Raw genomic sequence first — 24,817 nt, 5'->3', positions numbered from 1 at the left:
TTTCATCATGGCTGACATCGAAACCAAAACGAAAGATGACTATATTAATGACGTGCTTTCTCAGCTTAAAGAGATTCGCCACTACGCTAAAAACAATACGGAAACCCTTTCAGCACAGTGGCTTGCTTTCGACTCCGGCGAGTTTAAAGATAAAGAGCTGGCGGGGAAAATTGACACGCTGCTGAATGCCCAGGGCAAGCTGCATGACGAAGTGGAAGCCTCGATTGCCGATATTGAAATTTTGGTGAACAAGTCAGCAGCCTGACAGATTATCTGTCCTCGGCAGCACCCAGTTTTAATTTAAAAAAATGCGCCTTTTGGCGCATTTTTAACTTAGGGATCGGATGCAGTATTGCCGGTAATACTATTTCACTGGCACTATCTTAATTCGTCCCTTAATCAATCGCCCCTGATTTTAATCCTGACTGACCTGCATCCGTTCAAGGCCGCTGTGGATTCACCGTCGGCACACTACGCCAACGGTCCTGTCAGCCTCTTACCGCCTGCTTCAGTATCCCGCTAGCGTAATCTCACCCAACGCCGCTTCCAGCGTCTGCGCCCTGCCCGTTGCCACATAGCAGCAGGCAATTTGCAACCGCAAAGACTGCGGTACTGCCACTTCATGATCGAGACAGCGGGTGATCCACGCGGCGGTGGTCGCAGCATCTTTCGCCTCGGGCAGCTCGCCTGCCGCAAATGCCACCTCCTCCTGACGCGCCAGCAGCACCTGGGGTTCTGCGCCGTGGATCAGGCTGATTGACGGGCAGCGCTGCGGACTGGCGTAGACTTCGCCCTCGGTGCCGTTTAGCAGCAGGCCACGGCCGCCGATGTCACTGAAGAATTTGCCCACCTTCGGGATATATTCCGGGTGCGACACGCTGGCCAAGCGCAGCGCCGCGTCTTCGGCAAACGGCGTTGCCAGCTTGGCCAGTGTGTGCGCACTGTTGCGCACGCCCATGCGCCAGCGCATCGCCAGCTGGTGCTCCATCGGTTCGCACAGCTGGCCGATGGTGATAAACACCAGTTCACCCGCCTTAAGCCTGTTCTGCGCCTCCGCTGCCGTCAGCACGGCGGGCACACCCAGCGCCTGAAACACCGCTTCGCTGGTGATGCGCGTCGGGTCATCGCTGACGCCGTGGGCCAGCACCGGGAAGCCGAGGCGGCTCAGCAGCAGCGCCAGCAGCGGAGTCAGATTACCCTGCCGCCGCGCGCCGTTATAGCTGGGGATAACGATCGGCATCGGCAGATGAGCAGGAGGCGTCAGGCGCGGCATCTGCTCCTGCATCGCCTGATAAAAGCCCAGCATCTCCTCTTCGCCTTCCCCCTTAATGCGCAGCGCAATCAGGATCGCGCCCAGTTCAAGGTCCGGCACGTCTCCCGCCAGCATACGGCGGTACAGATCGCGCGCGCTGTCGATATCAATATCTCGGGCATGATTTTTACCGCGCCCGATCTCTTTTATAATCTTGTTAAGTTCCATGCGTTTGCTCACTAAATAAGGTTAACGCCTGCGGCGCGGCGGCACTCTTTTTTTCGCGGTCGGGGCTGCCGCCTTTGGCAGCTCGCCTTCCGGCATTGGCGGCTGTTCAATAGGAAACACCGGCAGTGCCCCCAGCAAACGTGCGCCGTAGCTTTTGCTCAACAGCCGACGGTCGTAAATCACAATCTCACCGAAGCAGTCGTGGCTGCGGATCAGTCGCCCCACCTGCTGGATAAGATTAAACGAGGCGCTGGGCAGACTCTGCACCTCAAAAGGATAACGCTTGAGGCTTTTCAGCCACTCACCCTCGGTCAAAATAACCGGACTGTCCACCGGGGGGAAAGCGATTTTATGAATATGAACCTGGGAAAGCAGCTCCCCTTTCAGATCCAGCCCCTCGGCAAAGGACTGCAAACCCACCAGCACGCTGGTTTCCCCACGCTCTACACGCTGGCGATGCAGCGCCACCAGCGCCGGGCGAGGCTTGTCGCCCTGAACCAGCATCATTAAACGCAGCTCGGGCAGGTAGGCAATAAACTGCTGCATCGCCCGGTTGCTGGCGAACAGCACCAGCAGCCCTTTATGTTTTGCCAACTTTATCTGGTGGCGGAAAAAATGCGCCATTTCAGCCAGATGCGCCACTTCATTAGCCAGCAGCGGCTCGTGCTTCATCTGAGGAATAACCAGCTTGCCCTGCTCGACATGATTAAACGGCGAGTCCAGCGCAACAAAACGGTCATCCGCTTTTTCACTGAGGCCGGACATCTCCTGTAGCCGCTGGAAGCTGTTCAACGAGCGCAGCGTCGCGGAGGTCAGCACCACGTGGGGAATTTTACGCCAAAGCAGCTTTTCCAGCTGATCGCTGACGCGGATACCGGCGCAGTGCAGCATCAGATGCGCGTTGCCCTCGCGCAGTTCGCGGGTCACCCACTTTGACACCGGTGCGCCGGACGTCTGTTCCAGCGCCGCAAGCCGCCACAGCTTGCTGCTGGCTTCAAACCAGCCCAGCGCGCGGTTCATTTGCAGCAGCGTGCGGTGCAGGCGCACAACATCAAACTGACCGCTTTTTTCACTGAGATCGTTAACCAGCCCTTCGGCCAGCCCCCGCAGCGCATCGCTGAGTTTGAACAGCCTGCCGCAGATCGTCATGATCTCTTCCGGCAGCAGCCCCATCTCGAAACGGTACTCCCCTTGCTGCCCTTCCGGCGGCAGATAAAGGCCGAGGATCTGCGACAGCATTTGCAACTGTTCACGCACCACTTCGCAGTGCTCTTTCAAGCGATCCGGGTTCGCCAGCGGCGGCGGGCGTTTGGGCCTGAACTGCGCCATACACTGCTCTACCAACCGGGCAAACAGATCCAGCTGAAGCGTATTCCAGCCGGGGGTGATTTCACCGCTCATTTCCAGCGCGTCGCGCGCCACGTCCGGCAGATGATGCCCCTCGTCCAGCACCAGCAGCAGATGTTTCGGCGGCGGCAGTACGGATTCCGTTTCCAGCGCCGCCATCACCAGCGCATGGTTAGCCACCACCACGTCGGCGTTTTCTATCTCGCGCCGCGCCACATAGAAAGGGCATTCACGGAACCAGTGGCAGTTGCTGCCGAGGCAGTTGGCTTTGTCGGTACTGATACGCTGCCACAGCGAATCTTCGATATTGTCCTTACAGTGATCGCGCAGGCCGTCCCATTCGTAGCGGTTCAGCGCCTTTTCCAGCTCACAGCAGATCGCCCGCTCCGCCTTGCTGGCGGTCATATCATCATCGAGGAACAGCAGCAAATCGCCCTGCTTTTCTTCGTCGGTCGCCAGCGCAGACAAATTGCGCGGGCACACGTAGCGCCCGCGGCCAAAGGCGGCGGTAAAGGTCAGTTCGGGAATGATTTTCTTCAGCAGCGGCAGATCTTTACTGTAGATCTGGTCCTGTAATGCCACGTTGGCGGTGCTGACCACCAGCGGTTTTTCCTCAGCGCGGCTGACGGCAATCCCGGGGATCAGGTAGGAGAGGGTTTTCCCCACGCCGGTCGGTGCTTCAATAGCCAGATGGCGCCCCTCTTCACCCGACAGCGTTTTCGCCACTTCAGCAATCATCTGCCGCTGCGGTGCGCGCGGAATAAAATCGGGGACTTGCTGTTGCAGGGCTTTATACCACCCCGCAATTTGCGCTTTTAACGCCGCAGTTAACGCCATGACAACCCTTTGCAAAAAATCAGGGCTGTATTTTTACACAGTATCGCGCTGGCGTCAGCCTGCGGATGCGGATCGCACCAGGAAAGTCGAACCGCTGCGCATTTCTCCGGCGGCGCGATGCTCCGTTTCTCAGAGCGTTTTGTACATCAGCGTGGTGGCATCCAGAACCCCTTCGGTGGAGCGGGCATAAAAGGGAATTTCCCCCGCCACCTGCCAGCCCAGCGAGCGGTAGAGCGATTCCGCCACGTCGCCGCTGCGGGTATCCAGCACCAGCAGCGTGCGGCCTGCCTGCTTAGCACGCTCTTCCGCCTTCAGCATCAGCTCGCGCGCAATCCCACGCCGACGCGCATCGGGGTGAACCAGCAGTTTGATCACCTCGGCGCGGTGCGCACCGTTTGGCGGCATAGCCAACACCACCATCACCGTTGCCACGATGCGGTCAGCCAGTCTGGCGACTAACAGCGCTTTATCGCCGCAGGCCAGGCTTAATACGACATCCTGCCAGAAGCGGGTGAAGGTCTGCGGGTCACAGTCCACAAAACCCACGCTGGCACCCTGCGCGACGCATCCCTTCAGTACGCGACACAACGCCGGAAGTTCCTCACGCGCCTGCTGCGCGTCCAGCCACTCATATTCAATCTGGGTCATGGGCGTGCCACCACCAGCGCATAATGCGCGCCCCCGGCTTCCGGCGCGCTGAACGACGTGCGGCCAAACAGATGAAAGCGCAGGCAGTCGCCCTTTTCCAGCCGCCACTGCTGTTCGTTCATGCGGAATATCAGCACGCCGTCCAGCATCCAGATGTGTTGCTCCAGCCCGGCAACCGGCGGCAGGTCATACTCAATCAGCGCGCCCTGCTCCAGCTGCGCCTCCACCAGCTCAGCGTGAAACGCCTGTGCGGGCGGTGATACGCTGCGCCGCAGATAGCCGCTGCTGGCATCGCGCCAGACGTTCTGCTGTGCTGGCCGCAGGTGCTGCGGGCCGCTCTGCTCCACTTCGCTGAGCAGACGCGACATGGTCAGCCCGTAGGCGCTGCACAGCCGGTTAAGCAGTGCGGCAGTCGGGCTGTTTTCGCCGCGTTCGATGCGTGACAGCGAGGCGCGACTGATACCGGTCATTTCCGCCAGCGTCTCCAGCGACCACCCCTGATCAACCCGCAGATCGGCCAGCCGCTGCGCCAGACGTTGCTCTGTTTGCTTCTGATCCATAGCTATCTCATTTAAGGGAAATAATCTCATATATGAGATCTACCGCAAGCCAGCGCTCAGATCAAGTTGTACATCCACAATTTATCTGTACAGCATGCTAATATTAAGTGCGGGCCGATAAGGCCTGAGAGTGAATGAGGTGAGAAATGACGTTGTACAGCATCGGTGATGTCGCTGAGCGCTGCGGGATTAATCCGGTAACACTGCGCGCCTGGCAACGCCGCTATGGCCTGCTAAAACCGCAAAGAACCGAAGGCGGCCACCGCCTGTTCGATGAAGACGATATTCAGCGCATTGAAGAGATCAAACGCTGGATGAGCACCGGTGTGCCGGTGGGAAAAGTGAAGGCGCTGTTGGAAGGCGAAAACATCGAGATCCACGACGGCTGGGTTACGCTGCAGGAAGAGATGATGACCGTGCTGCGCCACGTGCGCCCGTCAAAGCTGAGAGCAAAAATTGCCACAATTGGCCGCGAAAATCCGGCTGAGGCGTTGATCGACCACGTTTTTCTGCCGATCCGCCAGCGGCTGAATCTGGACCAGAATACCGCCCGCGCGATGTGCAGCCTGCTGGACGGCGCACTGATTGACTATGTTGCCTTCTGCCTGACCGGATCGCGCAAAAAAGCCGGCAAAGATGCCCTGCTGATCGGCTGGGGCAGTGAGGATCGCACCCGCCTTTGGCTGGAGGCCTGGCGGCTTTCCCAGCAAGGGTGGCGGATTGACGTGCTGGCCGAACCGCTGGATCAGCCGCGCCCGGAGCTGTTTCCCGGCCAGAGAATTTTCGTTTATACCGGCAAGGCACTGACCCGACGCCAGCAGGAACAGCTGGCGCACTGGCAGGAACAGGGGTTCACGGTGACCGCACACGGCAGCGAACCGGCGACTGAAGAGAAGAAAAACCACTCTTTGGTTTAATAATCTCAAGCGAAGGCGCTATAATCCGCCTTCCTTTGAGAAAACGGGTTACGTTATGAACTGGCAAAAAATTGGTGTGGTCTTTATCTTTCTGCTGATGGCTTTAGGTGGAATTGGTGGCGTTATGCTGACTGGCTATACCCTGATCCTGCATTCGAAATAACCCCCTTTTGCTCACCAGGCGGCATTTTCTGCCGCTCCTCTTCTGTTTGTAACTTTTCGCTTTATCTTATAACCAGCTGGAATTTAACTCCGCCAGCCGGGCTGGTTATGCTCAGGGTTTATTCCAAAAAGACCTATAAAACATCATGACCGATATCACCACCTCTTCAGCGCACGTTGCGCAGGCAGGGAATGCGCCTACCGGCGCAGCAGTCACCATTCGCCGCGCGGCGGATGTCTCTCAACTGGTTAACAACAGCGACAGTTCACGCAGCAATGCCCGTATTGTTATCGGCATCGCGCTCGGTGGCGTATTCCTGGATGCCTACGATCTCGGTGCGCTGGCCTTCGGTATGAAGGATGTGACGCGCGAGTTTGGCCTTTCGCCTTCCGGCGCGGGGATGATTGCCTCAGCTATTACCCTCGGCGCAATCGTTGGCGCACTGATTGGCGGCTACCTGACCGACAAGATTGGCCGCTATCGTGTGTTTATGGCGGATATGTTCTTCTTCGTCTTTGCCGCGCTGGCCTGCGCGTTTGCCCCTAACGAGTATGTGCTTGCCGGGGCAAGATTTGTCATGGGAATGGGTATCGGTATCGATTTACCGGTGGCGATGGCGTTCCTGGCGGAATTTTCAAAACTCAAAGGGCGCGGTAACAAGGCGGCGAGTATCGCCATGTGGTGCCCGACCTGGTACGCGGCGATCTCGGTTTCTTATCTGCTGGTGCTGTTCTTCTGGTCGGTGCTGCCGGAAAGCCATAGCGACTGGATGTGGCGTATTATTCTCGGATTTGGTGCCATTCCGGCGCTGATTATTATCGCCATTCGCAGCAAATATATGAGCGAATCACCCATCTGGGCAGCGAATCAGGGCGATCTACACGGTGCCGCCGCTATTCTGCGAAATTCCTACGGCATCAATGCCCACGTGGCGAAGGATGCCGATCTGACGCCAGCACGTCCGGTGCGCCGCGCCAGCTGGGGCAACTACGCTGCGCTGTTTAAAGGCGTTTATCTGAAGCGCACCACGCTGGCGACCGTCACGTCTATCGTTTCCCCGTTTGCCTATAACGCCGTGGCCTTCGGCCTGCCGGTGATTATTTCCAGCTTCCTTGCGCAGTCGATGCTGACCACCATTCTGCTGTCGCTGGCGCTGAATCTGCTGTTTGCCTTTACCGGCGGCATTCTTGCCGTGCGGCTGGTGCCGCGCTTTGGCGCATGGAAGATGATGACGCTGGGCTATATCTGCCAGATTACCGCCCTGCTGGGCCTGGCGCTGGTTGGCCGCCCGGAAGACGGACATCAGGCGGCAATTTCAGTGGCAATGCTGGCACTGTTCCTGCTCGGCCAGGGCTTTGGCCCGGGCGCACACACCATGACCTACGCGTCACTGAGCTATCCAACCTCGCTGCGCGGCGTGGGCGTGGGCTTTAATCAGATGATGGTCCGCGCCAGTTCTACCGCCTCGCTGTTCCTGTTCCCGGTGCTGGCGGCGGCGCTGAGCACCAACGTGTTCTGGGTGATTGCTCTGGCACCGATCGTCGGCCTGCTGGCGCTGCTGGCAATCCGCTGGGAGCCGTCAGGCTATGATGTCGATGCGGAAGATTTCGCGCTGAACGGTAAGTAAATGCGCTGCGGGGTGCCGTTTAGCACCCCGAACCCCGCAACCGTAACACAAGGACTTCTCTTTCTGAGCGAAGAGGTGGCGAACCCTCATGCTTCACTGGTCAGTACTGTATTCGCCTTGTCAATAAAGCGGGTAAATTCATCAGGGATACGGGCAAAGGTATGCAGGAACCAGGGGGTAAAGCGCTCGGGTTCCTGCTGAATTTCGGCCTGAATGTCGGCCAGAGAAGCATAGCGCCACGCATCGGCTTCTTCGGGATTCAGCTGCGGCTGTTGGTCGCTGATGGTGAAGTAGACGTGGCCGTACTCATGCTCGGTCAGACCATTGCTCAGCGGCAGGTTATAGCTCAGTTCAAAAACCGGCTCTAGCGTCAACTGCATGCCCATCTCTTCAAACAGGCGGCGCTCCGCGGCGTGGCGGGTAGATTCCTGCGGATACGGATGACCACAGGTGGTATTGCTCCACAGGCCGCCGCAGTGATATTTCCCACTGGCGCGCTGCTGCAACAGCAGCTGGTGTGCAGAGTTAAAGACATAAACGGTTACCGCGCGGTGCAGTAGTCCCTTTTCGTGCACCTCGAGCTTTTCCATCTTACCGGTGGCGCGATCGTCACGGTCGACAAGGATAACTTCAATAGCTGCCATGCAAACTCCTCAGGTCATTTCCCAGCTATTCTGGCATATCCGGGCGGCATTATACTGTACAGAATAGTGCGCACAGCCTAAATTTCAGCACAACCGCCACCGTTTGTCGCTTTTAGCGTAGAAAAGATCACTCGCCGGCTTCAACCACCTGCTGTCGGGCACGGAAAATATGCCCTGCGCCATATTGCAGCAGCCGCGCAACCAGCTGATAGCCGCCGTTTTCTTCCGCCTGAGCAAATTCGCGCTCCAGCTGCGTGACCGGTGCTGCCCACAGCAGATTCACCTTCTCGCCGTCAAAGCTCGGCAGCGGAAACTGCCCGGCTTCGCGACCCAGCGCACCGGAGAGGATAAAGCCTTCAAATCCTACCGGTGCCATAGAGGACGACAGCGTGTGCCCTTCACCCAACCAGCTGAGGCGATCCCATGGCAAATGCGCAAAACCGGCCAGCGCGCTGGCCATCTGCACGGCATTGTCCTCGGTCATCACCCCGGCATCTATTGCCAGCGCAAGCTCGGTTCGGCGGTACTGTGGAGCCAAATCCTCATAAAGATGATCCACCCACGGCATCGGGCGAATGCTCATGCCGAGGGTGAGAAAATACCAGTTTCCTTCATGGTAATGCTGAGAGATCGCCATCGGCGGCCAGCTGCCGCGATCGATGGCGTAATACTTTATCGACTCGCCAAACTGTTCGCTGTAGCACGCCAGCATTTTTTGCTGGAACGGCTCCCAGCGCTGCCCTTCCTGCCAGTCGCGCCAGAACTGCCGGTGCTGCTGCGCGCGGGCATAGTGCGGGTTGGTGGATGCCGAACCCAGCGGCGCGGTCAGCCGGTTGGCCTTGATGCAGCCGGCGGAAAAGCTCACCTGCTTTTCCTGATACAGGCTCCAGCCAGGGATCACCGCCAGCAGCTGCCCCTGATACCACAGGGCCGCACCGTCATCGCTCGGTTCCCAGATAATCTGCAAACCGGCAGGGTCGAGCATCGGTTCAGCCAGCAGCGTGCGGCAGAATTCCGCACTCAGCAGCGGTGCTCTGCCCTGCTCCATGGCGGCCATATCTTCCTGCGCCGGAGCGGGCAGCAGATTACGCAGCCAGCAGCCACGCACGGCAAACTGGGTGCGAAACGCTTCCGCAGGCCAGATGTAGAAATAGGCTGTGCGTTCATCCTGTTCAACCAATGCAATCAGCGTCTGCTGTTGATTGGGCACTTCAGCAATCTGATAGGGCTCTGTCATAACGCCTCGACGTTGTCTGGAGGGGTCCTTCTTCCCGGAGAGTAGAGCAGGATGACGGGTTACGCTATGTCAGAACAAGGGTATTTATCTCAAAAGCCATGCGGGTCAGCGCCCCATGCGCGCCATGGCACGCTGATACGCACCCTGCCGTATCGCCCAGCGCAGCAGTCCGGCGATAAGATAAATCCGCCCGTTGATCGTGCGGTGCCGCATTGGCGAGTAGTGCAAACCAAAGTCATGCAGCGCCCAGTCGGGCAGCAGAGCGATACCCGCCTGTAGCATGGCTCGCATCGCCGGACGCGCCTGCCAGCTGGGTGCCGGCGCGTTCATCAGTAGCGACAGCACCTCGCGGGTACGCTCATCGCAGCGCAGCTGGGGCCGCATCCGCTCAAGATAGGTTTCAACTTCCGCCACGCTTTTCGGCACTTTCTCAGCTCCCAGCGCTTCCGCAACCCGCGCCGCTTCAGCGTAATAGCGATCCTGCTCCGCCAGGCTAAGCTGCGGATTTTTATAGCGAAGATGGGCGGCAAGAAAACAGCGGGTCTCGGCAACATGAACCCAGGTCAGCAGCGCCGGATCGCTGGCGGCATAGGGAACGCCGTACGCATCCGTGCCGGTAATATGCAGGTGGATACGCTTTACCCGCTCAATCAGAATATGCGCATCGCGAGAGTTGCCGAAGGTGGTAACGGCGATAAACTGGCTGGTTCGCCGCAGTCTGCCCATCATATCCTGACGGAAAGTGGAGTGATCCCAGACGCCCGCCAGCGCCAGCGGATGCAGCATCTGTAGCAGCAGCGCCGAGATGCCGCCGCACAGCATCGATGAAAAATCACCGTGGACCCGCCAGATAACGCTGTCCGGTCCGTAAATACCGGGATCGCCCGGCGGCTGCGTAATATCAAATTCATTCAGCGACAGGCCGTTAAGGCGAAAAACCTGCTGCTGAATTCTGTCTCTTAACCCTGGCATACTGTTCCTGCCTGAAACGGGGCAGGCCATCCTGCCCCCAATCCTCAACGGTAATCGAACTCGGCGTTTTCGGTACGGGTGGAATCCAGCCCGATCATCACGCTGAATTTACCCGGCTCGGCAACGTGCTGCATTTTCGCATTCCAGAATTTCAGCGCGCTGACGTCGATCGGGAAGGTCACGGTCTGCGACTCACCGGCTTTCAGCATAATACGCTTAAAGCCTTTCAGCTCTTTCACCGGGCGGCTGATGCTGGCTACCTCATCATGCAGATAGAGCTGCACAACCGTCGCCCCGTCGCGCTTACCGCTATTGGTTACCGTCACGCTGGCGTTAATCTTGCCATCGCGCGGCATCGAAGAGGAAGAGAGCTTCACCGGCGACAGGCTAAAGGTGGTGTAGCTTAAGCCGTAGCCAAACGGATACAGCGGGCCGTTGGCCTCGTCATAATAGTGCGAGGTGTATTTATTTGGCTTCTCAAAGTTATACGGCCGCCCGGTGTTCAGATGATTGTAATAAATCGGCAGCTGTCCCACCGAACGCGGGAAGGACATCGGCAGCTTGCCGGACGGGTTGTAGTCGCCAAACAGCACATCGGCAATGGCGTTACCGCCTTCCGTGCCGCTGTACCAGCTCTCCAACAGTGCATCCGCCTGCTGGCTCTCTTTTACCAGCGCCAGGGCACGGCCGTTCATCAGCACCATTACCAGCGGTTTTCCGGTGGCTTTGACCGCATCAATCAGTTGACGCTGGCTCTCCGGCAGCGTCAGGTCGCTGCGGCTGGAGGCCTCATGCGCCATCCCGCGCGCTTCTCCAATCGCCAGCACCACCACATCGGCTTTCTTCGCGGTTTCCACCGCTTCATCCAGCATCTGCTGCGGTGAACGGCTGTCCACCGTCATCGCCGGTTCGTAAAGATTGAGGAAGTCCTGAATGCCTTTATTGTCGGTGACGTTCGCCCCTTTGGCATACAGCAGATTGGCCTTCCCAGCAGTGGCATTTTTCATCCCCTGCAGCAGCGTAACCGACTGCTTCGCCACGCCCGCAGCGGACCAGCTGCCCATAATATCGATCTGGCTGTCTGCCAGCGGCCCAATCAGCGCGATATTACCGCTGTTTTTAAGCGGCAGCGTATCCAGGCGGTTTTTCAGCAGTACCATGCTTTTGCGCGCCACATCGCGGGCATCGCTGCGATGCAGGCGGCTTTCGGCATTCGTATCCGCCGGGTCCTGGTCGGCCGGGCCTAAGTGGCTGTAGGGATCGTTAAACAGCCCCATATCGTATTTCACATTCAGCACGTGGCGCGTGGCATCATCAATTTCCTGCTCGCTGACCGCACCGCTTTTGACCAGCCCCGGCAGGTATTTGCTGTAGTACTCATCGCTCATACTCATGTTCACGCCGGATTTGATCGCCACGCGCACCGCATCCTGTGGATCGCTGGCCACGCCATGTTTGATCAGCTCTTTGATCGCCCCGTGATCGCTGATGGTGATGCCTTTAAACTTCCACTCATCGCGCAGCACGTCTTTCAACAGCCAGCTATCGGCACTGGCCGGTACGCCGTTCAATGAGTTGAGCGCCACCATCACCCCGCCGCTGCCGGCATCCAGTGCCGCTTTATACGGCGGCAGATAGTCCTGGAACAGCCGCTGCGGACTCATATCCACGGTATTGTAGTCACGGCCGCCTTCAACCGCGCCGTAGGCGGCAAAGTGCTTGACGCTGGTCATCACCGAGTAGCGGTCCGCCGGGCTTTTACCCTGCATGGCGGTGACCAGCACGCGGCCCATTTCCGCTGTCAGATACGTATCTTCACCAAAGCCTTCCGAGCCGCGCCCCCAGCGAGGTTCACGGGTCACATCCACCATCGGAGCCCAGGTCATATTCAGACCGTCATCGGCGGCTTCATAAGCAGAAATTCGCCCCACCTTCGCCACTGCGTCAGTATCCCAGCTGGAAGCCAACGCCAGTGGGATCGGGAACTGAGTCCGTTGACCGTGGATCACGTCATAGGCGAAAAACAGCGGGATCTTCAGACGGCTGAGCTGCATCACCTGATCCTGCATCTGGCGGATATCATGCCGGGTTACGGTATTGAAAATCGCCCCCACCTGCCCGTGCTGGATCATGTCGCGGATCGCTTCTTTAGGGTTATCCGGCCCTACGCTTATCAGGCGCAGCTGGCCGATTTTTTCGTCAAGGGTCATCTTTTTCAGTAGATCGGTGACGAACGCATCGCGTGCGGCAGGTGTCAGTTCATGTGGACCAAACAGGTCATCGGCAAGGGCTGGCTGAATCGCCAGAGCGGCAGCAAAGCTGACGGAACAAATCCATTTCATCAGATGATCATCTCTCAAGTGACTAAGGCGTATGAGTTTCATGACGGACAGGTAACAAGTTGATTCAGTTTGTCATACCTTGAGGATAGCAGCTAGTGAGGTATCGACGAATGTCGCGTGATAACAACAGCTTTATTGCATCCGCAGCGGTGCTAAAGTAGGGGGGTGATTCTGACAAGGATATGACATGCACACTTCTCTTCCGGCAGGACAAAAACTGATTTCTGAACTGGGTCGCATCGTCGGCCGCAACCATCTTCTTACCGATCCCGCGCAAACCGAGCGCTACCGTAAAGGCTTTCGCTCCGGCGAAGGTGAGGCGCTGGCGGTGGTCTTCCCGGGTTCGCTGCTGGAACAGTGGCGGATACTCCAGGCCTGCGTGGCGGCAGATGCCATTATTCTGATGCAGGCAGCCAATACCGGCCTAACCGAAGGCTCCACCCCCAACGGCAACGATTATCCCCGCGATATCGTGATCATCAGCACGCTGCGTATGGATAAAATCCGCCTGCTGGACGAAGGAAAACAGGTACTGGCATTCCCCGGCAGTACGCTGTACCAGCTGGAAAAAGAATTAAAGCCGCTGGGGCGCGAACCCCACTCGGTGATTGGCTCCTCCTGTATTGGCGCGTCGGTACTGGGGGGGATTTGTAATAACTCCGGCGGTTCGCTGGTGAAACGCGGCCCGGCCTATACCGAAATGGCGCTGTACGCGCAGATCGATGCCGACGGCGTGCTGCGCCTGGTTAACCACCTCGGCATTAACCTGGGCACCACGCCGGAGCAGATCCTCACCCGTCTGGATGATGATACCTGGCAGCAGGGCGACGTCCTGCACGATCAGCGCCACGCCTCGGATCACGAATACGCCGAGCGGGTCCGCGACGTGGAAGCCGACACCCCTTCGCGCTTTAATGCCGACGCACGTCGCCTGTTCGAAGCTTCCGGCTGTGCGGGGAAGCTGGCGCTGTTTGCCGTCCGTCTGGATACCTTTGCCAGCGAAACTGCCCAGCAGGTGTTCTATATCGGCACCAATAATACCGACGTGCTGGACCAGCTGCGCCGCCATATGCTGGCCAACTTCAGCAATCTGCCGGTTGCCGGTGAGTATATGCATCGCGACATTTTCGATATTGCTGAAGTGTACGGTAAAGACACCTTCGTGATGATCGACAAACTCGGCACCGATAAAATGCCGATGTTCTTTACGATGAAAGGCCGCGTTGATGCCTGGCTGTCGCGCATCAAGTGGTTTAAGCCCCACTTTACCGACCGCGTATTACAGAAGCTGACCGCCCTGCTGCCCTCCCATTTGCCTGCCCGTATGAAGCAGTATCGCGAACGCTATGAGCATCATCTGATGCTGAAAATGTCCGGCGACGGGGTGGCCGAAGCACGTGCATATCTGCAAGAATTTTTCCACCATGCCGAAGGCGCATTCTTCGAATGCGAAGGCAAAGAGGGTGCACACGCGTTTCTGCATCGCTTTGCCGCTGCCGGTGCCGCGGTGCGCTATCACGCCGTGCATCACGATGAGGTGGAAGATATTCTGGCGCTGGATATCGCGCTGCGCCGCAACGACCGTGAGTGGTTTGAACGGCTGCCTGCCGAATTTGACGGTGCGCTGACCCACCGTCTCTACTACGGCCACTTCCTTTGCCATGTGTTCCATCAGGACTATATTGTGAAAAAAGGAGTGGATACCCACGCGCTGAAGGAAAAAATGCTGGCGCTGCTGGCCGAGCGCGGCGCGGAATATCCGGCAGAGCATAACGTGGGGCATCTTTATAAAGCGAAACCCCAGCTGAAAGCGTTTTATCAGCAGCTCGATCCGACCAATACCTTCAACCCGGGTATCGGTAAAACAACGAGAGAAAAACACTGGGGCAGCTGCGACTGTCAGAAATAACCCGCGGTTCCGGGGCGGAATTATTTCGCCCCGGTGCGCCCGATCATATTCATGTTATTAATCCTTTCCGATGCGCCCCGAAACATTGTTTTTTCCCATTTTTGCGCTAATAGTCAATTGTATCCTGTGATAACTGTAATCATGCCAACTGACTGGCGGAGGAAATATGGGCGTAGTAGCAGAAGAAAACATTACTGCTTCAAATAATAATAGCCTTACCAGCAATAAAAATTACTGGACCGTACAAGATGTAGAAAAAGCCACGAAGGGCAGCTGGGTTATTCCTCCAGCCGAAGGCTGGACCGCAACCGGCGTGTCTATTTTCGCTCCCGCCCTCCAGCCCGGTAATATGGCGGTTATCCGCACCGAAGATGATAAAACCGGGCTGCTGGCCAGCGTGGCTTTACGCCTTTCTCCTCCGCCCTCCTGCCTGATCACCACCGAACCGGAAAAAATTCTGTCGGACAGCATTCCATTGCTTAAGGTTGCCGATAATACCGATGCTGTGCTTGCTATGGGCCGCTACGCCCGCGATAAGATGAAAGGCCGGGTGCTGGGCATCACCGGCAGCGCCGGTAAAACCACCTGCGTGGCCATGGTCGCCGATGCGCTTTCCGCCTGGGGGCCAACCTGCAAGAGTAATAATAACGCTAACCTGCCGCGCGGCGTGGCGTGGAATATCGCCTCCATGCCGTGGGACAGCGCCCATATCGTGCTGGAAATGGCCATTGGCAGAATGGCGGTCAGCTCGCGCATGGTACGCCCGGAAGTCGCAATTTTTACCAATATTCAGCCCGCGCACCTCGGTGAAAACACCACCGTCCACGATGTTGCCCTGACCAAAAGTGCCATCTTTGTCGGCATGGCTCCCGGCGGCGTGGCGATTTTAAACCGCGATATGCTGGAGTGGGAAACGGTCAGCCAGGCGGCCGAAGCGAAGCAGCAGAATATTGTTAACTACGGCACGCATCCCGACTGTCAGTACCGTCTGGTTGAATATGACGCGCAGAAGCAGCAGGTTACCGCGCAGATTGGCGACCGCACCCTGCACTACACGCTGGCGGCGGGCGGAAAGCATATGGCACTGAACAGTCTGGCGACGCTGGCCGCAGTAGAAGCGCTGGGCTATCCGCTGGAACCGGCCATTGAGAAGATCGGGCAATTTGCCGCCCTGGCAGGGCGCGGTGAGGAAAAACAGGTCACCGTTAACGGCCTGCCGCTGACCCTGATCGATGATGCCTATAACGCCAATCCAGGCTCGATGCAGGCAGCCATTGAGCGCCTGAGCGGCCAGAGCTGTAGCGGGCGCCGTATTGCCGTACTGGGTGAAATGGCCGAGCTGGGTCCCGGCTCGGAGAGCTATCATACCGAACTGGCACCGCTGCTGAACGCCAGCCAGATCGACCAGATCTTCCTGGCAGGATCGAGCTATAAACACTGCTGGGAACAGCTGGATGAAGGGAAAAAAGGGGCGTGGGTCGATGCGCCGGACGACCTGAAACCGCTGCTGCTGGAGGCACTACAGGCCAATGATACGGTGCTGTTGAAGGGCTCAAACAGCACCAAAGTTCATCAGTTGGTGAGTTGGATAGATCAGATGCAGGATAAAGCAGGCTAAGCCATCAGGCTGCCGGTGGGGTTGCCACCGGCGGTCATTATGCGTTTACTCCGCGGCATCCTGTAAAACCACCTTCCCGTCTTTACGCTCAATAATCATCGTCTGCGGTGCAGACAGCGCCACGCCTTCCTTGCGCAGTCGGGTCAGAATATCGAACAGCAGATCGCTTTTCGCTCCGCTCACCTGGCGCGGGCTGGCGACGTTGCCGGTAACGGCCAGTACAATACCGGTCGAGGTGAGATCTTTAAACGACACCGACGGCTCCGGGGTTTCCAGAATGCGTTCATTATCGTTGTAAACGTCCAGCAGCAGCTGGCGCACCTGCTGCGGATCGATATCCAGCGGGAAGGTCAGCGTAATAGTCGCTACCCCCTGCGCATTGCCCATGGTGGCATTACGCACGTTCTGCGAAATCAGCTGCGAGTTCGGCACAATGACCGTGGACTTATCGCTAAGCTGGATCTCAGTGGCACGCACGTTAATGCGACGGATATCGCCTTCAATACCGCTGATACTGACCAGGTCACCGACTTTTACCGGACGCTCGGTTAACAGGATCAGACCGGAGATAAAGTTCTTCACAATCTCCTGTAAACCGAAACCGATACCGACCGACAGGGCACTGACGATCCAGGCCAGCTTGTTCCACTGCACGCCCATAATCGACAGCGTCATCAGGATCACCAGCACAAAGCCGATGTTGCTGAACAGGGTGATCAGCGAAACGCGCATCCCCTTATCCATGGTGGTTTTAGGCAGGAATTCGTTTTCCAGCCAGCGTTTCACCGAGCGCAGTACCCAGATACCCACCGCCAGGCACGCCAGCGCGTTCACCACATGCGCCGGAACGATATTCATCGACTCCAGGCCTTTACCGCCCCAGAACTCGATGGCTTTCTGCACCAGTTCTATCGGCGTTGCGCTACCGAAAGTGCCGTTCAGCAATGCCATCGCCGCCGCCAGCAGCAGCAGCGTTTTGCCAATCGCACCCAGCAGGGCCGCAACCTGGCCGAGATGGCGCGCGTCGATGTTTAACGAGGCCTGGATGCGCTTGCCCGAGGCATTATTAGTGGAGAACAGGCTCTCGCTGGCATCGGTCACCAGCTGGCTGAAGATGTAGAACAGGCCAAACACAATGCCCATCCAGATCAGCTCATAAGCAAGGAATCGCGCCAGGGTAATGTAACCAATGACCAGCGCAACCATGATGGCAAAACCGATCAGCGTCAGCGCCATCTGAATCAGCCCGACCAGCGTTGACCTCGCTTCCGGCTGATGGCCTTCCTGAATCATTCTGCGACGTACGCGGTTGGTACGAATGCTGATCGATAGCGCGGTTGCCCCAATCAGTAATGCGGTCATACCGTTGGCAAAAATCGTCGTCGCCACGCTGGTATTCGCGCTGCTGTTAAAGTTTTCAACCGTCTGAAAAATAAACACCAGCGCTGCGGTTAGCGGCGGATACGGCTTCAGGGACATCGCCACTTCATTGGAGATTTGCGGCAGGCGCCATGATGGACGGCGAGTGGAGAGGAAAGCGCGCCCCAGACCGGCGATCAGACCGCAGAAAATACTCAGCCCGACCAGTTTATCAGCGAAGACACGAACGTCATCCACAACCTCATCATGGCGGGTAAAGGCCAGATCGAGGAAGTTAAACGCCAGCACCACCGCGCCGAGCGTGGTTAACGCCGTGGCGGCGGCAAGGAAGCTGCGGCGCAGACGTCCTTCCGGCAAGTGGTTGATCCCCACCCAGGCGAGGAACTGTTCAAGGTAGCGGCGACCCAGCGTTGCCACCAGACCGGCAGCCAGGATCCAGCTTATCGTGCCAAACACCCAGCCCGGTTCAAAAGAGAGCGACGCGGCGGTTTTCAACTCATCAATAAAGTCACCGATCTTTTCACTGTCGTCGCTCTGGTTGTTGGTCAGCGGCGCCCAGAAGCGCGGACCGAAAATACTGCCTGCGTTCAGCGCCAGCTGGGTTTTCAACGCATCGCGGCGTAGATTAACAATCTGGGCAGAAAGATTGATCGAACTGGCTTTGATTGTCTCGGCCTGCTTGATTTGGTCGTCGGTTTTACTTTTCTGGCTTTCCAGCTTGCTGCGTTTGGTCGTGACTTCGCTGGTTTCCTTTACTCCACTGTCCGCCGCTGGCGCAGGGCCAAGTACCGCCAGCTGCGCCTGCAGCTGCGCGCGCTGCGGAATCAGCCCCTGAATCAGGGCATCGGCATCACCGGACAGCTCCAGCGCCAGATCGTTAAGCGCATTCAGGCGAGTATCGTTGGTTTCGCCGGATACCTGCTGCTTTATTTTGTCGAGCACCTTCTGCATCTTAGGCAGCTCAACGGCAGCATTGACCTTGATCGGCGCATCACCATTTTGCTGAGCGCTGTCGCTGTCTGCCGCCTGCACCCACTGCGGCGACAGCGCCACCAGTGCCAGCAGACACACCCGAAGAAAAGTTAACATGCCTGACATGAACGAAGTTCCTGATAAAAAAGAGAGGGCACCGGTCGGTGCCGGATGAATATCGCGGCATAGTTTATGCCTTTGCCGTGGGCCGCACTATAAGATTTGCGATAGAAAAAAAAAGTCTCAGCCATAAGAAGAATCTATGGTGTTTCATCGTGAGCTGCGTGGCAAATTAGAAAGAAAAAACACAAGGACTCGTCATGGTTAACCCTGCATCTGCCGTCTGCATCCGCGACGCAGAAGAAGCCGATTTCGATATCATCACCCGCATCTATGGCTGGCATGTCCTGCACGGCTGTGGCTCATTCGAAGAAACACCACCGGATGTGCATGAAATGACCGAGCGTTTCCGCAAAGTTCGCTCCTTTGGCCTGCCCTGGCTGGTTGCGCTGATTAATAATGAAGTGGTCGGCTACTGTTACGCCACGCAGTATCGCCCCCGCCCCGCCTACCGTTACACCATTGAAGACTCCATTTATCTGGCACCCGATGCGGGCGGCAAAGGCATTGGCAGCGTGCTGATGGCGGCGCTGATCGCCCGCTGCCAGCAGGGACCGTGGCGGCAAATGCTGGCGATTGTCGGCAACGGCGAACGCAACGCCGGTTCGCTGAACCTGCATAAAAAAATGGGTTTCGAAACGGTGGGCAATTTCCGCAACGTGGGATTTAAGCACGGTGAATGGCGGGATACGCTGCTGATGCAGCTGGCGCTACAGCCGGACGCGCCAGAAGTGCCGGAAAGTTAGACCCTTCCGGCACGCTGTAAGCGGGTTACTCCACCGCGCTGTCGTCGGCAACACCGTTACTGGCTACCTGAGCGGCCTTCTGCTTTTTATAGCTGAGCGCGGCGGCAGGAACCGGGGAGATCTTACCGGTTTCAATCCAGCTACGCAGGCGGTTGGCATCGGCGAAATGCGTGTACTTCCCGAAGGCATCCAGCACGACCAGTGACACCGGGCGCTTATTGATCACCGTACGCATGACCAGGCAGTGCCCGGCCTGATTGGTGAAACCGGTTTTGGTCAGCTGAATATTCCAGTCCGGGCGATACACCAGATGGTTGGTGTTACGGAACGGCAGCGTGTAATTCGGATGGCTAAAAGTGGCCATATCTTCGCGGGTGGTACTCAACTCGCCCAGCAGCGGGTAGCGCTTACTGGCGATCAGCAGTTTGGTCAGATCGCGGGCGGTTGATACGTTATGAATAGACAAACCGGTTGGTTCAACGTAGCGGGTATTCGTCATCCCCAGCGAGCGCGCCTTGGCGTTCATCGCCCGAATGAAAGCATCGTACCCACCCGGATAATGATGCGCCAGGCTTGCCGCCGCGCGGTTTTCCGAGGACATCAGCGCCAGCAGCATCATATTCTTACGGCTGATTTCGCTGTTGAGCCGCACGCGCGAATAGATCCCGCGCATTTCCGGAGTCTGACTGATATCCACGCTGAGGATCTCATCCATCGGCAGATGCGCATCCAGCACCACCATCACCGTCATCAGTTTGGTGATTGAGGCAATTGGGCGCACCAGGTCAGGGTGATTAGCGTAGATAACTTTATTCGTATCCATATCGACAATCATCGCACTGCCGGAGGCAATTTCCGGCTGCGCCGCGCGCGTGGTTTCAGATTGTGGAGTACGGGCATTGGCCTGAGTAACGAGTAGCGGGCCGGAAAACAGCAGGGCCAAACTCAAAAGAGATAAACGGATTTTTGCAGGCATCAGTTCAGAACTTAACGGCTAGTGATTCAGGTGTGGTAACCACACGCCGCCACCCGCTGAAACGGAGAATACGCGAGGGCTGGCTCGCGCATAATACGCTGTAAACCGGGTATTTTCCTACGGATTATTCGTTTCCAGGCGTTTCCAGATCGCCACCGGTTTCCCGGTGGCGAAGGCACTTAAAACAGGCGATAACCATAGCCCCACATCAGGACCGTGATCGCCAGTAACACTTCCAGTACCAGGATACCAATCGCCAGCGTAGAACCCGAAATTCGCAGGCTCTCTTCGCGATCAATGTTCAGGAACAGGGGAATACCGACGTAAAGCAGATAGCCGGTATAGACCAGCGCCAGAGCACCAACCAGCACGCACAGCCAGACCAGCGGATAAAGCGCAACCAGCCCGCTAAGAAACAGCGGCGTGGCGATGTAGCCGGCGAAAACCATACAGCTGTTCAACTGTGGCCGCTGCGGATAATCACGCGCCATCCACCAGATTACCCGCCCCATCACCGCTACCCCGCCAAGGATCACGGCATAAAACACAATCGCCAGCGCGAAGGCACTGAACAACGACAGCGGAATGGTCTGACCCACGCCGATATCCCAGCCAATTTGAGTGGTACCAATAAAGGCGCAGACCACCGGGATCAGCGCCATCAGCAAAACATGATGAGTGTAATGATGAGAGAGCGTTTCGTTCTCCCGCTTGATATCCCGCATCTCACGGTCAGGATGCGCAAGAAGTCCCCATACGTGGTTCATATCTTCACTCCTCACAACGTCTGGCCGCCCGTGGTTTCTGTCTTGAGCGGCAACACTGTCAGTATATGCGCCACTGAATTGTTTGCTTTTCACCCGGCAACGCCGATCGGCTAACACCCTATTTTTACTTCAAAAATAAATGCGCGGATTTTCTGCAGGCTGCGGGATCGATCACAAAACGCTAGACTAATAAGGAGGAAACACTTTTAAGGAGATCTATTTTGCCTGCTGATGTGAATGCGCTGATTACGGAATACGGCTATTGGGCACTGTTTATAGGCTGCCTGGCGGAAGGAGAAACTTTCACTCTGTTGGGCGGCGTTGCCGCTCATGAAGGACTTTTGCACTACGGCTGGGTACTGCTGGTGACAGCCTGCGGCGGCATTCTGGGCGATACCGCGCTATTTTTCCTGGGCCGATACTACGGCACCAGCATTCTGAAACGCTTTAAAAAGCATGAGGACAAAATAACCTCAGCGAATCAGCTGATCCGCAAACGACCCGTGCTTTTTGTTATCGGCGTACGTTTTATGTATGGCCTGCGCATTGTCGGGCCGATCATCATCGGTGCCAGCCGCCTGCGTCCTGCCACTTTTCTGATGCTTAATGTGATTGGCGCACTGCTGTGGGCGACGCTGTTTGTCTCACTGGGCTATCTGGGAGGCCAGGTGATTGCGCCATGGCTGCACACGCTGGACCATCATATTAAACAGCTGTTCTGGCTGGTGCTGGCGATCGCTTTAGTCTGGGGTGCCCGCTTCACCTTCCGCCGCTATAAGCGCAACAGATGATACTTCGGCCTTATCCTGCGGGATGCAACTCCCGTATCCTGCAGGATGCAAAATCATCATCCCAGGGATAGCCCTTCAGCTCCTTCCCCACCGCGAGTAACAGGCAGTGAGACATCGAACTGCCTTCCATCTCTTTATGTGATTGAAAAACCGACGCCTTACTATTGTTAACATTAATTGATGGGCATTTGCTGCCTAAGAGAATCAGTCACATAAAAAAGCATAGAAATAATGAAAAAATATTTCTTAACTTTTGCTGAGATAGTCTATGCAAACTAATGAACCATAACTGCAATACGTTATAATAACGTTGATTTTTCAGCTATTTTACATAAAAAGGCAATTTATTGTGATCAAGATCACATTTTAAAATAAAAAAAACGATAAATTTTTTAATGATTTTACGAATAAATCACACTTTTCACGGGCGATAAGTATAAAAAGAAATCAATAATTACATTTTTAAACAACAGAAAGTCTTATCAATCACGTTCAGACCAGGAATTTTCGCACTTCAAACGCCCTCACCCTGTAACGTATAAAATTTTTTAATGGAAAAAATCCATTTTAATTCATGATGTTATAAAAATGTGACAATTTACCGTCACTGGTAATGCCATTAAGTGAGACTTATCTTAATTTTAGATAGCCTGCTGTTACCATATGAAACCACCCAATAGGAAATGCCTATCAAAAATCACTCTCCCGTGCATTCAAACCAATTTCAATTAACTGAATTAACACACTAAGCTCCAATTCAGTTAGAGATCGGTGTTCTCAGGTCGCGGAGATGATTTCAAATTGAGTGAAGCGCAGCTAATGATGAAAAGCTTTAACCTGTTGATGGTGTTAAAGGACTGCAGTATGAAAGAACATCGTGTTGACTATCGGTTAGTCCCTGGCCTTACTCATGCTATGGCAGGTGCACTACTTCCCGCTAAATGCTCAGCAGATACTCTTGTTTCGCCCTCCTTCACTGGTTTAGCGATCGATCTTGACGCTCGCACCGCTACTCATTTCATCGCGCAGAGAACGGCACTGACCGCCTGCTTACCCTTTCAATCCGAAACGAATGTCGGCCTGAGCAATCGCGTCGACGCTGATCCACAGATCCAATACAGCGAGCTTGATCTCAGGATTATCCTACGCAACGGATATTGCCGATTGGCAAGGATTGTGTCTACGGCTGGCAAATATGTGAAGCCCGGCAGGTTATATTCCAGGATGGCTGAAAATAATGTGAGCTTTAGCAAACTATTTTCTCATCCCCCTTATTTGAATATGGGTAAATAAATTTTCACCTGGTGAAAATAAGGACTGCGTTTCCTGAATAAGTAAGAAATTCCAGTTTTGTAGGGAGGAGCGATCCGCCCTGCCATCATGAGGTACTGCGCTGATAGTGATATTAATTATATCAATATCAGAAAGTCACCTCTGACAATAATAATCCAGGGTAATCAACTGGATAATAAAACTATTTTTATGCCCCTTATTCAGGGCGGCATCGTCTTGCCCGTTTGTCAGATTAATCATTGTTTATTAGTGAATTTATGCCTAATTAAATGCGTAAACCACAAGAACAGTAAAAAATAATCTGATAGCCTGGTAACAGACCTGCCTCACTGAAAATGTCATTCAATAAGGTACGCATAAAACTTCCGCGCCAGAAGCAGTAAGCAGTTGAAATAAGAAGGGAATAAGCTCCAAAGGTGCTTGCTACAACTTCTATTTAGTACGTATCAAATTAGTAAACGATTTGGTAAGGCTCTGGGGCCTGCCAAATGCTCAATCCTCATGGGAGTGCAAGTTTATGAATAACATAGCTGTAACCGTAAAGGACGGCGGAGCAACCTCCAGCGTATCAGCTGATAGGGTTAATCTGTCCGCGCCTAGCGTAGTAAAGCTACAACTGGAGCGCAGCGAAATCGCTGCAACAACACGCTCCGGGAATGATTTGATCGTTACGCTCCATTCTGGCGAAAAGGTCGTACTCCAGAATTTCTTCGTGGCCGATGCACAGGGCCATACCAGTGATTTAGTCCTGGAAGATAGTCAGGGTGCTCTGTGGTGGGTGCAAGATCCCGCCACCGGTTTCCATTTTGAATCTATTGCCGATATCGACGGCTTATTGCTGGGCGGTGCTGATTCTAGCTACGCAGCTGGGCTGGCATTTGCTGGCGCCGGTCTGCTTGGTTTAGGAGCGATGTTCCTGGGCGAAAGCGACGACGATAAAAACAATAGCGACGACAGCGATTCAGATTCGGACAGCGATTCAGACTCAGATAGTGATGCTGATGCCGATGCCGATGCGGATGCGGACTCTGACTCTGACTCTGACAGCGATTCCGATTCCGACAGCGATTCCGATTCCGATTCCGATTCCGACAGTGACTCCGATTCCGACAGTGACTCCGATGCGGATGCTGATGCGGATGCGGACTCTGACTCTGACTCTGACTCTGACTCTGACTCTGACTCTGACTCTGACAGCGATTCCGATTCCGACAGTGACTCCGATTCCGACAGTGACTCCGATTCCGACAGTGACTCCGATTCCGACAGCGACTCCGATTCCGACAGCGACTCCGATTCCGACAGTGACTCTGATTCCGACAGTGACTCCGATGCCGATGCCGATGCCGATGCCGATGCCGATGCCGATGCGGATGCTGATGCGGATACTGAAGCACCAAATCCTCCAACCGACCTCGACGTCTCTGACGACGGCAGCTCACTCTCCGGTAAAGGCGAGCCGGGCAGCACC

At 55.9% G+C, this 24,817-nt stretch carries 21 protein-coding genes; 10 read left to right on the top strand and 11 right to left on the bottom strand.

Going from position 1 to position 24,817, the window contains the following annotated elements; translation table 11 throughout:
- The first annotated feature begins 7 nt into the window (after positions 1 to 7).
- Complete coding sequence (locus tag IBT46_RS11005; RefSeq protein ID WP_200545703.1) at positions 8 to 265, top strand: hypothetical protein; 258 nt, start codon at positions 8 to 10, stop codon at positions 263 to 265.
- Positions 266 to 508: 243 nt separating this feature from the next.
- On the opposite strand, the gene ybiB is transcribed toward IBT46_RS11005, so the two are convergent.
- The 4 genes from ybiB to IBT46_RS10985 all read right to left on the bottom strand — a co-directional run bounded on the left by ybiB (position 509) and on the right by IBT46_RS10985 (position 4,872).
- Positions 509 to 1,480 (bottom strand): DNA-binding protein YbiB, encoded by a 972-nt coding sequence (gene ybiB / locus IBT46_RS11000; protein ID WP_200545702.1) that lies wholly within the window; start codon positions 1,478 to 1,480, stop codon positions 509 to 511.
- Positions 1,481 to 1,501: 21 nt separating this feature from the next.
- A complete protein-coding gene (gene dinG, locus IBT46_RS10995) occupies positions 1,502 to 3,664 on the bottom strand; it encodes an ATP-dependent DNA helicase DinG (protein WP_200545701.1) in 2,163 nt (720 codons plus the stop codon).
- A 129-nt stretch (positions 3,665 to 3,793) separates the two neighbouring features.
- On the bottom strand, positions 3,794 to 4,312 hold the full coding sequence (locus tag IBT46_RS10990) for an N-acetyltransferase (protein ID WP_200545700.1): 519 nt from the start codon (positions 4,310 to 4,312) through the stop codon (positions 3,794 to 3,796).
- Complete coding sequence (locus tag IBT46_RS10985; protein ID WP_200545699.1) at positions 4,309 to 4,872, bottom strand: helix-turn-helix domain-containing protein; 564 nt, start codon at positions 4,870 to 4,872, stop codon at positions 4,309 to 4,311. Before IBT46_RS10985 ends, IBT46_RS10990 begins: the two co-directional genes overlap by 4 nt.
- Before the next feature lie 146 nt (positions 4,873 to 5,018).
- Here IBT46_RS10985 and IBT46_RS10980 point away from each other — a divergent pair, with 146 nt between their 5' ends.
- The 3 genes from IBT46_RS10980 to IBT46_RS10970 all read left to right on the top strand — a co-directional run bounded on the left by IBT46_RS10980 (position 5,019) and on the right by IBT46_RS10970 (position 7,579).
- Positions 5,019 to 5,789 (top strand): MerR family transcriptional regulator, encoded by a 771-nt coding sequence (locus IBT46_RS10980; RefSeq protein ID WP_200545698.1) that lies wholly within the window; start codon positions 5,019 to 5,021, stop codon positions 5,787 to 5,789.
- A 55-nt stretch (positions 5,790 to 5,844) separates the two neighbouring features.
- On the top strand, positions 5,845 to 5,952 hold the full coding sequence (locus IBT46_RS10975; RefSeq protein WP_123332295.1) for a protein YohO: 108 nt from the start codon (positions 5,845 to 5,847) through the stop codon (positions 5,950 to 5,952).
- Between the two features lie 145 nt (positions 5,953 to 6,097).
- The gene (locus IBT46_RS10970) at positions 6,098 to 7,579 is read left to right on the top strand and encodes an MFS transporter (protein ID WP_200545697.1); all 1,482 of its coding nucleotides are present in this window, start codon (positions 6,098 to 6,100) and stop codon (positions 7,577 to 7,579) included.
- Positions 7,580 to 7,665: 86 nt separating this feature from the next.
- Here IBT46_RS10970 and idi read toward each other — a convergent pair whose 3' ends face one another.
- The 4 genes from idi to bglX form a co-directional block, all read right to left on the bottom strand.
- On the bottom strand, positions 7,666 to 8,223 hold the full coding sequence (gene idi, locus IBT46_RS10965) for an isopentenyl-diphosphate Delta-isomerase (RefSeq protein ID WP_200545696.1): 558 nt from the start codon (positions 8,221 to 8,223) through the stop codon (positions 7,666 to 7,668).
- Positions 8,224 to 8,350: 127 nt separating this feature from the next.
- Positions 8,351 to 9,460: a suppressor of fused domain protein gene (locus tag IBT46_RS10960; RefSeq protein ID WP_200545695.1), complete on the bottom strand. Its 1,110-nt coding sequence runs from the start codon at positions 9,458 to 9,460 to the stop codon at positions 8,351 to 8,353.
- A gap of 105 nt (positions 9,461 to 9,565) precedes the next feature.
- Positions 9,566 to 10,432 carry an oxygenase MpaB family protein gene (locus IBT46_RS10955; protein WP_200545694.1) on the bottom strand — a complete coding sequence of 289 codons (867 nt, stop codon included), beginning with the start codon at positions 10,430 to 10,432 and terminating at the stop codon, positions 9,566 to 9,568.
- A gap of 44 nt (positions 10,433 to 10,476) precedes the next feature.
- Positions 10,477 to 12,774: a beta-glucosidase BglX gene (gene bglX / locus IBT46_RS10950; RefSeq protein ID WP_200545693.1), complete on the bottom strand. Its 2,298-nt coding sequence runs from the start codon at positions 12,772 to 12,774 to the stop codon at positions 10,477 to 10,479.
- A 187-nt stretch (positions 12,775 to 12,961) separates the two neighbouring features.
- Between bglX and dld the strand changes: the two genes are divergently transcribed.
- Positions 12,962 to 14,683 (top strand): D-lactate dehydrogenase, encoded by a 1,722-nt coding sequence (gene dld / locus IBT46_RS10945; protein WP_200545692.1) that lies wholly within the window; start codon positions 12,962 to 12,964, stop codon positions 14,681 to 14,683.
- A gap of 166 nt (positions 14,684 to 14,849) precedes the next feature.
- Complete coding sequence (murF, locus tag IBT46_RS10940) at positions 14,850 to 16,301, top strand: UDP-N-acetylmuramoyl-tripeptide--D-alanyl-D-alanine ligase (RefSeq protein WP_200545691.1); 1,452 nt, start codon at positions 14,850 to 14,852, stop codon at positions 16,299 to 16,301.
- Between the two features lie 45 nt (positions 16,302 to 16,346).
- On the opposite strand, the gene IBT46_RS10935 is transcribed toward murF, so the two are convergent.
- Entirely contained in the window at positions 16,347 to 18,779 is a 2,433-nt protein-coding gene (locus tag IBT46_RS10935; protein WP_105593548.1) for a DUF3772 domain-containing protein, read from the bottom strand.
- A gap of 194 nt (positions 18,780 to 18,973) precedes the next feature.
- Between IBT46_RS10935 and IBT46_RS10930 the strand changes: the two genes are divergently transcribed.
- Positions 18,974 to 19,519 carry a GNAT family N-acetyltransferase gene (locus IBT46_RS10930; RefSeq protein WP_105593549.1) on the top strand — a complete coding sequence of 182 codons (546 nt, stop codon included), beginning with the start codon at positions 18,974 to 18,976 and terminating at the stop codon, positions 19,517 to 19,519.
- Between the two features lie 25 nt (positions 19,520 to 19,544).
- Here the strand turns inward: IBT46_RS10930 and pbpG are convergent, their stop codons facing one another.
- Positions 19,545 to 20,495: a D-alanyl-D-alanine endopeptidase gene (gene pbpG / locus IBT46_RS10925; protein WP_200545690.1), complete on the bottom strand. Its 951-nt coding sequence runs from the start codon at positions 20,493 to 20,495 to the stop codon at positions 19,545 to 19,547.
- Positions 20,496 to 20,674: 179 nt separating this feature from the next.
- The gene (locus tag IBT46_RS10920; RefSeq protein ID WP_200545689.1) at positions 20,675 to 21,262 is read right to left on the bottom strand and encodes a Yip1 family protein; all 588 of its coding nucleotides are present in this window, start codon (positions 21,260 to 21,262) and stop codon (positions 20,675 to 20,677) included.
- Between the two features lie 221 nt (positions 21,263 to 21,483).
- On the opposite strand from IBT46_RS10920, the gene IBT46_RS10915 reads away from it, so the two are divergent.
- The 3 genes from IBT46_RS10915 to IBT46_RS10905 form a co-directional block, all read left to right on the top strand.
- Positions 21,484 to 22,053: a DedA family protein gene (locus tag IBT46_RS10915; protein ID WP_200545688.1), complete on the top strand. Its 570-nt coding sequence runs from the start codon at positions 21,484 to 21,486 to the stop codon at positions 22,051 to 22,053.
- Positions 22,054 to 22,917: 864 nt separating this feature from the next.
- On the top strand, positions 22,918 to 23,346 hold the full coding sequence (locus IBT46_RS10910) for a hypothetical protein (RefSeq protein WP_200545687.1): 429 nt from the start codon (positions 22,918 to 22,920) through the stop codon (positions 23,344 to 23,346).
- Between the two features lie 517 nt (positions 23,347 to 23,863).
- On the top strand, positions 23,864 to 24,817 hold a 954-nt coding region (locus tag IBT46_RS10905), incomplete at its 3' end, for a BapA prefix-like domain-containing protein (protein ID WP_200545686.1).

It is taken from the genome of Erwinia sp. S38 (assembly GCF_016624545.1).
GTDB classification, from domain to species: Bacteria; Pseudomonadota; Gammaproteobacteria; order Enterobacterales; family Enterobacteriaceae; genus Erwinia; species Erwinia coffeiphila.
Note: the sequence above shows the minus strand (reverse complement) of the source record. Positions and strands in the feature narration are given on the sequence as shown.

Coding starts and splice junctions, on each gene's coding strand:
- IBT46_RS11005 (WP_200545703.1), top strand. CDS start 8: ATGGCTGACATCGAAACCAAAACGAAAGATGACTATATTAATGACGTG.
- ybiB (WP_200545702.1), bottom strand. CDS start 1,480: ATGGAACTTAACAAGATTATAAAAGAGATCGGGCGCGGTAAAAATCAT.
- dinG (WP_200545701.1), bottom strand. CDS start 3,664: ATGGCGTTAACTGCGGCGTTAAAAGCGCAAATTGCGGGGTGGTATAAA.
- IBT46_RS10990 (WP_200545700.1), bottom strand. CDS start 4,312: ATGACCCAGATTGAATATGAGTGGCTGGACGCGCAGCAGGCGCGTGAG.
- IBT46_RS10985 (WP_200545699.1), bottom strand. CDS start 4,872: ATGGATCAGAAGCAAACAGAGCAACGTCTGGCGCAGCGGCTGGCCGAT.
- IBT46_RS10980 (WP_200545698.1), top strand. CDS start 5,019: ATGACGTTGTACAGCATCGGTGATGTCGCTGAGCGCTGCGGGATTAAT.
- IBT46_RS10975 (WP_123332295.1), top strand. CDS start 5,845: ATGAACTGGCAAAAAATTGGTGTGGTCTTTATCTTTCTGCTGATGGCT.
- IBT46_RS10970 (WP_200545697.1), top strand. CDS start 6,098: ATGACCGATATCACCACCTCTTCAGCGCACGTTGCGCAGGCAGGGAAT.
- idi (WP_200545696.1), bottom strand. CDS start 8,223: ATGGCAGCTATTGAAGTTATCCTTGTCGACCGTGACGATCGCGCCACC.
- IBT46_RS10960 (WP_200545695.1), bottom strand. CDS start 9,460: ATGACAGAGCCCTATCAGATTGCTGAAGTGCCCAATCAACAGCAGACG.
- IBT46_RS10955 (WP_200545694.1), bottom strand. CDS start 10,432: ATGCCAGGGTTAAGAGACAGAATTCAGCAGCAGGTTTTTCGCCTTAAC.
- bglX (WP_200545693.1), bottom strand. CDS start 12,774: ATGAAATGGATTTGTTCCGTCAGCTTTGCTGCCGCTCTGGCGATTCAG.
- dld (WP_200545692.1), top strand. CDS start 12,962: ATGCACACTTCTCTTCCGGCAGGACAAAAACTGATTTCTGAACTGGGT.
- murF (WP_200545691.1), top strand. CDS start 14,850: ATGGGCGTAGTAGCAGAAGAAAACATTACTGCTTCAAATAATAATAGC.
- IBT46_RS10935 (WP_105593548.1), bottom strand. CDS start 18,779: ATGTCAGGCATGTTAACTTTTCTTCGGGTGTGTCTGCTGGCACTGGTG.
- IBT46_RS10930 (WP_105593549.1), top strand. CDS start 18,974: ATGGTTAACCCTGCATCTGCCGTCTGCATCCGCGACGCAGAAGAAGCC.
- pbpG (WP_200545690.1), bottom strand. CDS start 20,495: ATGCCTGCAAAAATCCGTTTATCTCTTTTGAGTTTGGCCCTGCTGTTT.
- IBT46_RS10920 (WP_200545689.1), bottom strand. CDS start 21,262: ATGAACCACGTATGGGGACTTCTTGCGCATCCTGACCGTGAGATGCGG.
- IBT46_RS10910 (WP_200545687.1), top strand. CDS start 22,918: ATGAAAGAACATCGTGTTGACTATCGGTTAGTCCCTGGCCTTACTCAT.